The following is a 12800-nucleotide window of genomic DNA, read 5'->3' as shown; positions in this document are numbered from 1 at the left end:
CTTTTTTCGTATGTTTTGTCATTTTTAGAACCTCCCTTAATGTTCAGGCACTAAGCCCTAATCATAGTTTGGACGGATAAGTTATTTTCATTAAGGTAAGTGTTAGCAGTTTGTCCGTTTTTTTTCACTGTAGAAGGCATTTACCTCGCCTCCAAGAATAATAATAAAGGCGGATAGGTATAACCAGATCATTAACACAATGATCGCTCCAATTCCTCCGTATGTAAGGGGATAATTACTAATATTTCCAACATAGAAGGATAAACCCATTGATGATAGAATCCAGCCTATCGTGGCAAAAATGGCCCCTGGAAAAGCACTTCTGCATTTAAGCTTTACATTTGGTGCAATCCAATAAAGCCCTGTAAAAATAAGAAATAAAATGATGGCACTTCCCAGCCAGCTTAACGTATTCCATACCTTAATAAATTGTTCAGTATAGCCTAATTGCGAGAATAAAAAAAGACCTATTTCCTTTCCAAAAACAGGCAGGATAATGGCGAGTAAAAAAACGAAAATCATACCAAATGTTAATAGAACCGCCATTCCTCTTGCAACAATGAAGGACCGGCTCTCCTTCACGTCATATGCCTTATTAAAAGCCCTTACGATTGCGTTAATTCCGTTAGATGCCGACCAAATCGTTCCAATGATCCCAAATGAAAGTAAGCCGCCATTTCGTTGGCTCATAATTTCCTTAACATTTTTTTCAATAAGCTTCATAGCTTCAGCAGGGGCAAAATCGCGAATCATGCCGAGCATATCCTCGTGGGGAATCGGGAAATACGGTAGAAGTGTAAATAATACAATTAAGAGTGGAAATAAGGAAAGAAGAAAAAAATAGGCCAATTGCGCACTCAAGCCGGGAAGATCATCTTCCTCTATTCGATGCCAAAGTAATCTTAGCAATGATGAGCGTACATTTACTTTCTTTTCCATACAGATCCTCCTTCTTATTTGTGATTTATTCTTCCTTTCTTAATACATTATTTAAAATTTCATCTTCATTATTATCAATAAAGGTATCCTTCGTTTCCTTAAGTATTTCAGCCACCTGTGGTGTTAGTTCCCTTAACTCCTCAACTTTATCTGTAATAAAGGAGAAATCTTCACTAACAGTTTCAAAGGTGGATTTAAGTTTTGCAGCTGTCCCCTTTACTTTTTCTGATATTTCATCAGGATGTCGAACAATATACCCTACCTTACCAGAAGTCCTTTTTACATTTTCCTTCATAGCTTCACGTGTATCTTTATCTAATAAGCTAAGTACTCCGCCTGCAATTGCCCCTATCAGCATACCTTTCCAGAACTGATTTTTTTTCGTCATCTTAACCTCTCCTTCGAGCATCATAATTATCATTCACTCTTATAATTGAAAATGATACCATTGTATATCTTACCATTTATTTTACGATATCAAACCTTCCAATCCAATCAGTTCGTTATCATTCAAGATTTTTCTTTGGACAAACTAAAATGGAGATGAGTATTGACAGAAACTTTTTATCATGAAAAGATGGGATTAAAAATTGAGAAAAGGGTGACCGTAATGAATTTATCAGAAAAGTCTGTGGAAAATGTCGAATTCATGATTGAACAAATAAAAGAAAAATTAAAGGTCCTAAACCTCGGAGCCATCAAACCCTCTCATTTTGATGAGGAAATGTATGAAGAATTAAAGGAAATTTATGAAATGGTTTTGAAAAAGAAATCATTTAGTCCAAATGAAATGCAGGCATTAGTCGAAGAACTTGGGAGTTTAAGGAAAAAATAATTAAGAGACCCGTTATTTTGTTTTTTAAAATAACGGGTCGTTTGTTTACTTCTGTTCAGTTAAAATGATCGGACCGTCCTTTGTAATGGCAAGGGTATGCTCATATTGAGCAGAATATTTGCCATCAATCGTTCTAGCAGTCCAACCGTTCAAATCCATTTTGGTCTGGTAGCGGCCGATGTTTACCATTGGCTCGATTGTAAATACCATCCCCTCTTTGATTCGTGCCCCCTTGCCTGGGAGTCCATAATGCGGAACATCGGGTTTCTCATGAATGACTGCACCGATACCGTGGCCAATAAAGTCACGAACAACAGATAGCCCTTCACTTTCTACATACGTTTGGATCGCATGACCAATATCTCCAATTCGATTGCCGGCAACAGCCTGCTCAATCCCTTTGTATAAAGCTTCCTTGGTTACCTTCAATAAATGGGTCGTTTCCTCCGAAAGCTGGCCAACCCCGTAAGACCAGGCCGAATCCGCTAAAGCGCCATTGTAATTAACAACCATATCGATAGTGACAATATCACCATCTTTTAATGGTTCCTTCCTAGGGAACCCATGGCATACTTCATCGTTTATACTTGCACATGTTGCATACTCATAGCCTTTATACCCTTTTTGTTCAGGTGTTGCTCCATTATTTTTTAAAAATTGATCGACAAATTCTTCTATCTCCCAAGTGGTTATACCTGGTTTTATTAATTTAGCAATTTCCTTATGACAGGCTGCCAGTATTTCTCCAGCCTTTTTCATTGCTTCAATTTCTCGTTGTGATTTTAATACAATCATCTGTTTCCCTGCCTTTTTGATTATATTTATGTACATTCATAGATATTGTTCGTTGTAGTGTGGTTCAGAAAATTATACCTTCATACTTTAATATTAACGCTATCTAGTCTTTTTTTCAAAACATACCTTCCTTAAGTCATAGGTCTAGGAAGAAATTCACATAGTTCATGATATTGTAATAATAGTCCGTTCTTAATATGGTACTTTCACATCCTTTTTGATAGAATATATGTAATGAAGTCTGACCGATTAAAACGTAATTACATTATTAATCGGAAAAAATCAAAATGTAGGTGTGTGAGACTCAATGATTGGTGACCGCGTTAAAAAATTTCGCTTAGAAAAGAAGATGTCACTATCCGAACTTGCTGAACAAGCGGGAGTTGCTAAATCTTATTTAAGTTCACTAGAAAGAAATCTGCAAAAGAATCCATCTATTCAATTTCTTGAAAAAATAGCCGGCGTTTTAAATCTTCCTGTTGAACATCTGATTCACGAACAAATCGATAAGGACGATTTAGATAATGATTGGATGAACCTTGTTAAAGAAGCCATGAATTCTGGTGTTTCGAAAGAGCAATTCCGGGATTTTCTCGAATTTAATAAGTGGCGGATTAATCAAAATAATCATGAATAAAAAAAGCATTCTACAAAAGCGATTATTTTGTAGAATGCTTTTTTTTTAATATGTACCTGATGACTTCAAATCATCATGAGTAAGAAAATTCCGCACATCCTCAATGGAGAGTCCGAGTTTTCTCGCCTCTAAAATAAGCTCCATCCATTCCTGATCCACAACATCCACGTCTTTTTCAGTAATTACCATTTTACTCACTCCCCAAAATACACTGTATTCCAGGTAACCCGGCCATCATAGCAAATTCATTATCGCCTTAGATCCTCGGCTTTGCGTCCCTGCTTTTCAACAGGTTTGCCCTTTTCTGATTTCCCTACTTAAGTAATACATCGTCATTTTTCCAATGTTTTATATCTAGGTCTTTTTACTTATTCTTTTAGTGATATGTTCATTATATCGATTCCAATTCTTGTAATGTGTTATAATTTGTCAGTTTTTACTAATTTTCTTACAACTTTTTCAATCAAATTTCCCAATATTTCTACAAAAACCCCCTTCTTATTGACAAAAATATCCTAATTATCCATTAATGTTAAATTTGTCTATTTTGTGACAATAGGCATATAATATAAACAACATTAAAATAAACTAAATATTTAAAATATTAGTAGAAGGGTGTGTTATGTATTGACGTTGATTCATGTTTTAAATTTTTCCATCCCTATCGCCTTTATTGTTTTTGCTGGCTTTTTATTGGACAGAATGTGCAAACCTGTTGAACACGAAAAAAAAGCTGGTGATGAATAGACCCCACTTCATCAAACCAGCTTTTACTTATTTATTTTACGCTGCACCTTTAACTCATAGTTTTTAAAAAAGGATGAATTTGTTTTTACTCCTCGTTTTGCCATTAACTGATTAAATCTTAACAGTTTTTCATTTAATTTTCTTTGAAGGTTTTCCCTTTCATTTTCATCGCATTTTTTGAGCAGGTCTTCTATACCCATCATTTCTTGACGTAAGCGTCCTTCTTCTTCTGTATAACCAGCATTTTTCATTATTTTATAGGCCATGCGCAGTTCCTCAGGAATTCCAGATAAATCCTCAAGCTGCATGGGTTTTCCAAATCCAGGTAATGCATCAAATTCACCTTCTTGATATGCTTTTTTTATTCTGTCTTCTGAAAGTATCTGAAAAAAATCCATGTTCACTGCCTCCTTATCACACTCATTATTCTAATTATAACAACTCATGTACCACAGATAAATTGGAAAAATGATTCCAATTTATTTTTAGGAATGTTTGGGGAAACTACTTGCGAAGACGAAAGGAGTGTTAACATTGGCACGTGGAGAACATTTTGAACACAAAAAGAAGAATCATCCAGGTAATTTCCCAAAGGACAGCCTTACAGAAAAGCATGTAAAGGAAGCTATTGGGGATGAGGAATTAATTGTAACCCAGGAAGCTTTTAAGAATAGAATCGAGGATGAGGATGAACAGCGTGTAGATACTGGCCGCTGGCTCCCAAATCATATGAAGTAAAAGGCGTGATTTTTCACGCCTTTTTTGCATTTTCTTTTATAAATTGATGAAATTCAAACATCCTTAACCATTCAGCCGCCTTTTCGATATCCAAAGAAAATACCCGATCTCTTTCAATGGAAGGTACTTGTTTACGCCCTTCTTCATATAACGCTTTTGTATATATTGCCATTTTATTGGTCCCTCGAATTTCAACTGCCTGCATAGCACAAATCAATTCAATCGCAAGGACTCTTCTAACATTTTGGATAATTTGATACGCATGCCTAGCGGCAATCGTCCCCATACTGACATGATCCTCTTGGTTAGCAGAAGATGGAATTGAGTCGACACTTGCAGGATGTGCCAGTGTTTTGTTTTCTGAGACAAGTGACGCCGCTGTATATTGCATAATCATGGCACCAGATTGCAAACCAGGCTCAGGACTCAAGAAAGGGGGCAAATCGTTTAGCTGCGGATTGACTAATCGTTCAATCCTTCTTTCCGAAATATTTGCCAGTTCTGCAACAGCAAGTTTCATAAAGTCCATTGCAAAGGCAATCGGCTGCCCATGGAAGTTACCACCTGAGATTACTTTTTCCCCTTCATTAAAGATTAGCGGGTTATCCGTTGCCGCGTTCATCTCAATTTCTAATTTTTCTTTTACATAATCCAGAGCCTGCCAGGAGGCACCGTGAACCTGCGGGATACATCGTAACGAATAAGCATCCTGAACCCTTAACTCCCCCTGTCTTGTTGTTAACAGACTATCGCTTAAGTAATGACGGATTCTTGCGGCTGTTTCAATTTGTTGTTTGTAACCTCTTGCAATCTGGACCTCCTCTGCGAAGGCATCCATGATTCCATTTAAAGCTTCCATCGTCATAGCGGCTATTAATTCACTTTCAAAGCCCAGCTTTTCTGCTTCTAGGTATCCTACCACTCCCATTGCCGTCATGGCTTGTGTACCATTTATGAGGGCGAGACCTTCTTTAGCTTCTAATGTCACAGGTAAAACCCCTTCCTGTTGAAGGGCTGCAAGTGAATCCATCCGTTTTCCTTTGTAAAATACCTCCCCTTCGCCAATTAATACCAGGGCAAGGTGAGAAAGTGGAGCGAGATCCCCGCTTGCTCCGAGCGACCCTTGCTGAGGAATGACAGGAATAATGTTTAAATTTACTAATGCTAATAATTTTTCAATAATAACGGGTCTAATCCCCGAATACCCTTTTAACAATGCATTGGCTCGAAGTAGAACCATCGCTTTAGAGACTTCTTCTGGAAAGTGTTCTCCTAACCCGCACGCATGGGAGCGGATTAAATTTAGCTGAAGGTCCTGGACATAGGCTTTATCAATTAAGACGTCGCTAAATTTTCCAAACCCTGTTGTGATTCCGTAGACAACTCGAGATTCCGAAACAATCTTTTCAACTGCCTCCCTGCTTTTTTGGACAGCCTCCATACTTCTCGTTGAGGCGGTGACCTTTTTATTAGCGTATAACACCTCTTTTATTTGCTCTAAGGATAAATCGTTACCTGTTAACGTAATCATTTGTCTCTCTCCTCTACCAATTTAGAAGAATAAAGAAAGAGGCTGGATTCCTCAACCGTTTAGATTAGGAAGCCAGCCTCTTTTATTGATTCACATTTATTTTTTAGAGAATGCCGCATATCTCATCATTCCATTCTTAACTATTCTGATAATTTCATTGTATTTGCGGGAAGCCCCCGATGTCAATGGAGTGGTAACGGGGAATTTCGACTAATTCAGGGACATCTTTAGCTTTTTTAGGGATTTCAGATCGCGATTCTCCGTAATGATAGGGCTTTTCTTCAAATTCTAAGAGATATTCTACAAATTAAACTAGTTATTCAACATTATATAGAAAATATTTCCAGCGCGCTTATACACTTCTCCAAATTACAAAATCCCTCCATTTTCCGCTATACTATAAAAAGGTAAATTTGTGTTTTACCTGAAAGGAGAAAATATGAAATCACTTGTACTTGCAGAAAAGCCTAGTGTCGCACGTGAAATTGCCCGTGTCCTTGGCTGCAATCAAAAACATAAAAGCTATATGGAAGGCAATCAATATATTGTTACTTGGGCACTTGGTCATTTAATCGAATTAAAAATGCCAGAGCATTACGACACAAAATATAAACAATGGAACCTAGAGGACTTGCCGATTATTCCGCCAAAAATGGGACTAAAGGTAATGAAGCAGACCAACCACCAATTCCGGGCAATCGAAGCTCTAGCTAAGCGGAAAGATATTAACGAATGTATCATCGCCACTGATGCCGGCCGCGAAGGAGAACTTGTCGCCCGCTGGATTCTAGAAAAACTCCATTGGAACAAACCATTGAAAAGACTGTGGATTTCATCGCAAACAGACAAAGCCATTAAAGAAGGCTTTAAACAATTACGGCCTGGAAAACAATTTGAAGACCTCTACCATTCAGCTGTTTGCCGGGCAGAAGCCGATTGGCTGATAGGTCTAAATGTAACTCGGGCGCTGACTACTAAATACAAAGATCCCCTTTCAGCAGGACGCGTCCAAACGCCAACACTGGCGATGGTCCTAGACCGTGAGCAGCAGATTCAAAAATTTGTTGCAAAAGAATATTGGACTATTCGTGCTGAAATTGGAGCACTCGAAACGGACTGGGAGCGAGACAATGAAAAGCGCATCTTTGATAAGCCTAAAGCTGAAGCTATAGTTGCCAAGGTTGAGGGCAAAAAAGCACAATTAGAGAAAATCGAGCGAAAGAAAAAGTCGGAACAGCAGCCGCTTCCGTATGATTTAACAGAACTGCAGCGAGATGCCAATAAGCGCTTTGGCTTTTCTGCGAAAAAGACATTAACGGTCCTGCAGCGCCTTTATGAGCAATACAAATTGGTAACCTATCCAAGAACTGATTCAAGGTACCTGACTACCGACATGATCGGAACGATGACAGACCGCTTGCAAGGGATGCTATCCGGTTATAAAGAGGAAGTTCGTCCATTGCTTGCTAACAATGGGAAGGTGCTTGCGAAACGAGTATTCAATAATGAAAAGGTAACAGACCACCATGCCATTATACCGACAGAGCAGCGGCTAAATTTAGGTGAACTCGATAACGATGAACGAAAACTGTATGACCTGATTGCCCGCCGATTCCTTGCTTTATTTTTACCAGTGTATGAATATGAAACCATTCATGCCGTCTTCAAAGTTGAGGGCGAAACCTTTACAGCCAAGGAAACTAATGTCCTGGATTTAGGATTTAAGAAAGTCTTAGGGAAAGACGAAACTGATGCATCCACAACTGGCGTTCAGAGAATGGTACAAGGGAAAGAATATACCGTTAAAAACAGTACCCTTAATCAGAAGTGGACCGAACCGCCATTAAGATACTCTGAGGCCGATGTACTGGCCCAAATGGAGAAATTTGGACTAGGAACACCAGCGACAAGAGCTGAAATTATTGAAAGATTGGTTGAAACAGAGGTCGTCGAACGACAGAATGGCCGCTTTACACCGACGAAAAAAGGAAAACAGTTAATCGACCTCGTCAATGATGAATTAAAGTCTGCGGAATTAACCGCGAAATGGGAGCAGGAGTTGGAACGAATTTCGAAAGGGAAAGCCGATCCAAAGGAATTTTTACAAAAAATCCGCCGACAGACAGAACAGCTAGTCTCAGAAATAAAGGCAAGCGATAAATCCTATCGAGCACATAATCTAACTGGCTCGAGATGTCCGGAATGTAATGAATTCTTAAAGGAACGAAACACCAAAGATGGAAAAATCCTTGTTTGTTCCAGCCCGACATGTTCGTTCCGAAAACGGAAGGATCCCAAGCTGTCCAACCGCCGCTGCCCACAGTGCCATAAGAAAATGGAACTCCATGAGGGTAAAGCTGGTGTGTACTTCCAATGCCGGCGCTGTAATGTCGTCGAAAAAGCAGAAGAAAAGAAAAAAGCGGTAAATAAACGTGAAGAAAAGAAACTGGTCCAAAAATATTCGCAAAAGGAAGATTTCGGTACTAGTCTTGGCGATTTACTGAAACAGGCGCTGCAAAATAATGATTGATTGAAAAGGCGGGAATCCCGCCTTTTTTTTCTTGAAACCATTTCGGGCGGGATAGTATGATGTAGTGGCACGCAAAAGAGAAACGAGGTTTTTTATGAGGATAAGGGACTGGGATGCAAATTTAAAAGTTCGATTAGTTGCGGAAGCCTTGGTGAATATCACTTATTGGATGTTCTTTCCGTTTTTATCGATTTATTTTGCTGTAGAGTTTGGCAAAAGTAAAGCGGGTTTATTATTAGTGTTTTCACAGATTTTTTCAGTATTGGCTAACCTGATGGGAGGCTATTTTGCCGATCGCTTTGGCCGGAAACGGATGATGGTACTAGCATCAATCGGGCAGGGTCTTTCATATTTATGCTTCGCCTTGGCCAGCTCACCATGGCTCCAGTCTCCGTGGTTAGGCTTTGTAGCTTTTACGATAGCAGGTGTGTTTGGCTCCTTCTACTGGCCTGCGAGCCAGGCAATGGTTGCAGACGTGGTTAAGGAGAAAGATCGCAGCGATGTGTTTGCTATCTTTTATACATCGATTAATATAGCTGTAGTCATCGGACCCATTTTAGGTTCCATTTTTTATGTTCAATATCGCTTTCAGCTGTTGCTTTTTGCCGCGATTGTTTGCATTTTAGTCGGCTTGATTCTGACAAAATGGACACGGGAGACGGTACCACTGCAAAGAAGGGCTTCTCTATCTAGTGAAGGAAAGTGGTATAACTTTTTAGGAAATCAAATGAGAGATTATACTTTAATTGTGAAAGATAAAACCTTCCTCCTATTTATTATTGCTGGAGTCTTAGCAGGTCAGACTTTTATGCAATTGGACTTATTAATTCCTGTCTATATAAAGGATTTTGTAAAAGATCAGAGTTTGTTTACTATTCGGGATTGGTCGTTTCGTATAAAAGGGGAGCAGGTTTTTGGAATTGTGCTAGCTGAAAATGGCCTTCTCGTCGCCCTGCTGACTGTCTATGTAACTAGATGGATGGGGAGATATTACGAAAGGAATGTCTTCGCCCTCTCTTCCGTTGTTTATGCGGTATCGATCATTATTTTTAGCCAGACACATTGGATTTGGGGATTAATTTTGGCGATGGCCATTTTTACGTTTGCAGAATTAATGGGAGCCGGACTGCAGCAAGGTTTCGTTTCCAAACTGGCACCGGAGCATATGAGAGGTCAGTATTTCGCGGCGGCCAGCCTGCGATTTACTATCAGCCGGACAATTGCCCCCCTTGCCATTCCAATGACTGTTTGGGTAGGTTATGACTGGACTTTCTATATACTTTGTCTGCTGGCTCTTGCGAGTGCGGGATTATATTGGCTGATGTTTTATGTGTTTGAAAAACAAAGAAGCAGAATCACAGTTTAACGGCTCAATCACTACGGTTTATGGTTTATTTTTCCTTTTAAACACGCTACAATAAAGGCAGATTCTGATTAAAGGAGAAACTATCATGAGCGATTTTAAAAAAAATCTTGAAAAATATGCAGAGCTTGCTGTCAAGGTTGGGGTTAATATTCAAAAAGGCCAAACCCTGGTGGTCAACGCCACTTTAGAAGCAGCAGAATTTGTACGTCTTATTGTCAAAAAGGCATACGAAACAGGGGCTTTGAATGTCATTGTGAATTGGAACGATGATATCGTGACAAGAACAAAATATGATTTGGCACCAGATGAGGCGTTTTTAGAGTATCCGGTTTGGCGTGCAAAGGAAATGGAGGATTTAGCAGATAATGGGGCTGCTTTTATGTCAATTATTTCTTCAAGCCCGGACTTGTTAAAAGGTGTAAATCCTGAACGAATCGCTAACTTCCAAAAAGCAGCCGGAAAGGCGCTTGCTAATTATCGAAAAGCTGCACAATCTGACAAAGTCAGCTGGACAGTGATTGCTGCAGCATCTAAAGACTGGGCTGCAAAAGTATTCCCGGATGAGCCTAGTGAAAAGCAAGTAACTAAGCTTTGGGAGGCTATTTTTAAATCTGTTCGAGTTGATACAGAAAATCCGGTAGAAGCTTGGAAAAAGCATGACGAAACACTTCATGAAAAGGTCCACTATTTAAACGGAAAAAGATACAAAAAACTTCATTATACTGCTCCCGGAACGGATTTAACGATTGAACTACCTGCGAAGCATCTTTGGGTAGGTGCAGGCAGTGTTAATCAAAAAGGTTTTGAGTTCATGGCCAACATGCCTACTGAAGAAGTTTTCACTGTACCTTTGAAAACTGGTGTTAATGGTACCGTTGCCAGCACGAAACCTTTAAGCTACGGCGGTAATATCATTGACCGCTTCTCGATCACGTTTGAAAATGGAAAAATTGTCGGTGTGAAAGCTGAAGAAGGCGAAGAAATCTTAAAGCGTCTAGTTGATACAGACGAAGGTTCGCATTATCTAGGAGAGGTAGCGCTTGTTCCTTATGACTCTCCTATTTCAAAATCCAATGTCCTTTTCTTTAATACGCTTTTTGATGAAAATGCTTCGAACCATTTAGCGATCGGCAGTGCCTACGCTTTCTGTATTGAAGGTGGAAAGCAAATGTCTTCTGAGGAGTTAGCACAAAACGGACTTAACGAAAGTATTACCCATGTGGATTTCATGATTGGTTCCGCTGAAATGGACATCGATGGAATCACAGCTGATGGAAGAACAGAACCTATCTTCAGAGCTGGGAACTGGGCATTCTAAAAACAAAAACGGAAGCATCTTGCCAAGTTCCGATAACATCGCAAACTTTAAAAATATAAAGGAAAATGACAATCAAAATGTAAACCAATTTGATTGTCATTTTTTATTTATATCTAACGATTTCTATGGAATTAAAATTCGACTAAAGAATGTAGACCTATAAAAACAAATATAGTTGCCTTTCTTGATGGGTCAGGATAAAATGAACAATTAAGAAAAAATAGTAAGGGAGCTATCTAGATGTGGAATGAATTTAAACAGTTTGCCATGAAAGGCAATGTCATTGATTTAGCAGTTGGGGTCATAATTGGAGGGGCATTTGGAAAAATCGTATCTTCACTTGTCGCAGATATTATCATGCCATTGGTTGGATTATTACTTGGGAAGGTAAACTCTTTTGCCGAACTTTCCTATCATAGCCTAGCTTACGGGAAATTTATCCAATCGGTTGTTGATTTCTTTATCATTTCATTTTCCGTTTTCTTATTTGTGAAATTAATAACCCGTTTTAAAAGGAAGGAAGTACCTGCAGAGGTGGTTGTGAAAGTAGAGACCCAAGAAGAGCTATTAACGCAGATTCGTGATTTATTAAAAGAAAACCAAGAATCTTTAAGAAAAAATGAAACATCTTGACCACTTATACGTATATCTTAATAAGGGAAGTCAGGACTAAGGACTTTCTATCTAATTCTATTTGAGGTGAAGAGCTTTGTATACACAAACATCGACTGAATTTATGCCTTCCGTTTTAAGGACGTTTGCTCTTTCATTAGCGATCGCTTTCTTAGGAACGATGGCTGGGGCCTTTGTCGTACCGCCAGGGCTGTTTATGCCGTTAATGATTTTAGAATTTGTTATGCTGATTAGCGCCTTTTTCTTTAGAAGGAGAAAAGCTGTTTCCTATGCATTTTTGTATATTTTTACTTTTATTTCAGGGATTACTTTATATCCAATCGTAGCTTATTATCTGTCAACATCTGGAGCAAATGTAGTCGGCATGGCATTTGCCAGCACAACGGTTGTCTTTACTGGGATTGCCATTTACGCCGCAAAGTCCAAACATAATTTTTCTTTCTTAGGCGGATTTTTACTTGCAGCTATCTTAGCATTAGTGGCCATTTCGATTTATAATATTTTCTTACCATTAAGCTCAACAGGAATGCTTGCATACTCCTTTATCGGTGTTTTAGTATTTAGCGGATACGTTCTTTTTGATATCAGCCGGATGAAGCACTACGGAGTAAGACCTGAAGACGTTCCGTTGATGGCATTAAACCTGTACCTCGATTTTGTTAACTTATTTATTAGTATTCTACGTATTCTTGGAATCCTTTCAAGCAGGGACTAAGAAAAGCGCAAGCGCC

Annotated in this window: 14 protein-coding genes and 1 riboswitch; of the genes, 8 read left to right on the top strand and 6 right to left on the bottom strand. The window is 39.0% G+C overall.

Annotation, left to right across the window (positions count from 1 at the left end):
- Positions 1 to 102: 102 nt before the first annotated feature.
- Together COD92_RS19995 and COD92_RS19990 are read right to left on the bottom strand one after the other, a co-directional pair.
- The gene (locus COD92_RS19995) at positions 103 to 939 is read right to left on the bottom strand and encodes a YihY/virulence factor BrkB family protein (protein ID WP_098532832.1); all 837 of its coding nucleotides are present in this window, start codon (positions 937 to 939) and stop codon (positions 103 to 105) included.
- Between the two features lie 25 nt (positions 940 to 964).
- Complete coding sequence (locus COD92_RS19990) at positions 965 to 1327, bottom strand: YtxH domain-containing protein (RefSeq protein ID WP_098532831.1); 363 nt, start codon at positions 1325 to 1327, stop codon at positions 965 to 967.
- Between the two features lie 222 nt (positions 1328 to 1549).
- Between COD92_RS19990 and COD92_RS19985 the strand changes: the two genes are divergently transcribed.
- Entirely contained in the window at positions 1550 to 1774 is a 225-nt protein-coding gene (locus COD92_RS19985) for a DUF1128 domain-containing protein (RefSeq protein WP_098532862.1), read from the top strand.
- 45 nt (positions 1775 to 1819) lie between these two features.
- Here COD92_RS19985 and map read toward each other — a convergent pair whose 3' ends face one another.
- Positions 1820 to 2569, bottom strand: a complete 750-nt coding sequence (gene map, locus COD92_RS19980) for a type I methionyl aminopeptidase (protein ID WP_098532829.1) — start codon at positions 2567 to 2569, stop codon at positions 1820 to 1822.
- Positions 2570 to 2876: 307 nt separating this feature from the next.
- On the opposite strand from map, the gene COD92_RS19975 reads away from it, so the two are divergent.
- Entirely contained in the window at positions 2877 to 3206 is a 330-nt protein-coding gene (locus COD92_RS19975; protein ID WP_098532827.1) for a helix-turn-helix domain-containing protein, read from the top strand.
- 45 nt (positions 3207 to 3251) lie between these two features.
- Here COD92_RS19975 and COD92_RS19970 read toward each other — a convergent pair whose 3' ends face one another.
- Positions 3252 to 3395: an anti-repressor SinI family protein gene (locus tag COD92_RS19970; RefSeq protein WP_098532825.1), complete on the bottom strand. Its 144-nt coding sequence runs from the start codon at positions 3393 to 3395 to the stop codon at positions 3252 to 3254.
- Positions 3396 to 3424: 29 nt separating this feature from the next.
- A riboswitch (cyclic di-GMP riboswitch) is annotated at positions 3425 to 3515 on the bottom strand.
- 461 nt (positions 3516 to 3976) lie between these two features.
- Positions 3977 to 4351 (bottom strand): DnaJ family domain-containing protein, encoded by a 375-nt coding sequence (locus COD92_RS19965; protein WP_098532824.1) that lies wholly within the window; start codon positions 4349 to 4351, stop codon positions 3977 to 3979.
- Between the two features lie 136 nt (positions 4352 to 4487).
- Here COD92_RS19965 and COD92_RS19960 point away from each other — a divergent pair, with 136 nt between their 5' ends.
- Positions 4488 to 4691, top strand: coding sequence for a hypothetical protein (locus COD92_RS19960; RefSeq protein ID WP_098532822.1), 204 nt, complete (start codon positions 4488 to 4490; stop codon positions 4689 to 4691).
- A gap of 13 nt (positions 4692 to 4704) precedes the next feature.
- Here COD92_RS19960 and hutH read toward each other — a convergent pair whose 3' ends face one another.
- Entirely contained in the window at positions 4705 to 6222 is a 1518-nt protein-coding gene (gene hutH, locus COD92_RS19955) for a histidine ammonia-lyase (RefSeq protein ID WP_098532820.1), read from the bottom strand.
- A 439-nt stretch (positions 6223 to 6661) separates the two neighbouring features.
- Between hutH and COD92_RS19950 the strand changes: the two genes are divergently transcribed.
- The 5 genes from COD92_RS19950 to COD92_RS19930 all read left to right on the top strand — a co-directional run bounded on the left by COD92_RS19950 (position 6662) and on the right by COD92_RS19930 (position 12784).
- On the top strand, positions 6662 to 8752 hold the full coding sequence (locus COD92_RS19950) for a DNA topoisomerase III (RefSeq protein ID WP_098532819.1): 2091 nt from the start codon (positions 6662 to 6664) through the stop codon (positions 8750 to 8752).
- Positions 8753 to 8846: 94 nt separating this feature from the next.
- Entirely contained in the window at positions 8847 to 10118 is a 1272-nt protein-coding gene (locus tag COD92_RS19945; RefSeq protein WP_098532818.1) for an MDR family MFS transporter, read from the top strand.
- Positions 10119 to 10203: 85 nt separating this feature from the next.
- The gene (locus COD92_RS19940) at positions 10204 to 11436 is read left to right on the top strand and encodes an aminopeptidase (RefSeq protein WP_098532816.1); all 1233 of its coding nucleotides are present in this window, start codon (positions 10204 to 10206) and stop codon (positions 11434 to 11436) included.
- A 240-nt stretch (positions 11437 to 11676) separates the two neighbouring features.
- On the top strand, positions 11677 to 12069 hold the full coding sequence (gene mscL / locus COD92_RS19935) for a large-conductance mechanosensitive channel protein MscL (RefSeq protein ID WP_098532814.1): 393 nt from the start codon (positions 11677 to 11679) through the stop codon (positions 12067 to 12069).
- A gap of 76 nt (positions 12070 to 12145) precedes the next feature.
- On the top strand, positions 12146 to 12784 hold the full coding sequence (locus COD92_RS19930) for a Bax inhibitor-1/YccA family protein (RefSeq protein WP_255286836.1): 639 nt from the start codon (positions 12146 to 12148) through the stop codon (positions 12782 to 12784).
- Positions 12785 to 12800 lie beyond the last annotated feature (16 nt).

The organism is Bacillus sp. AFS037270, assembly GCF_002585305.1.
This window is presented reverse-complemented; position numbering and strand designations above follow the sequence as displayed.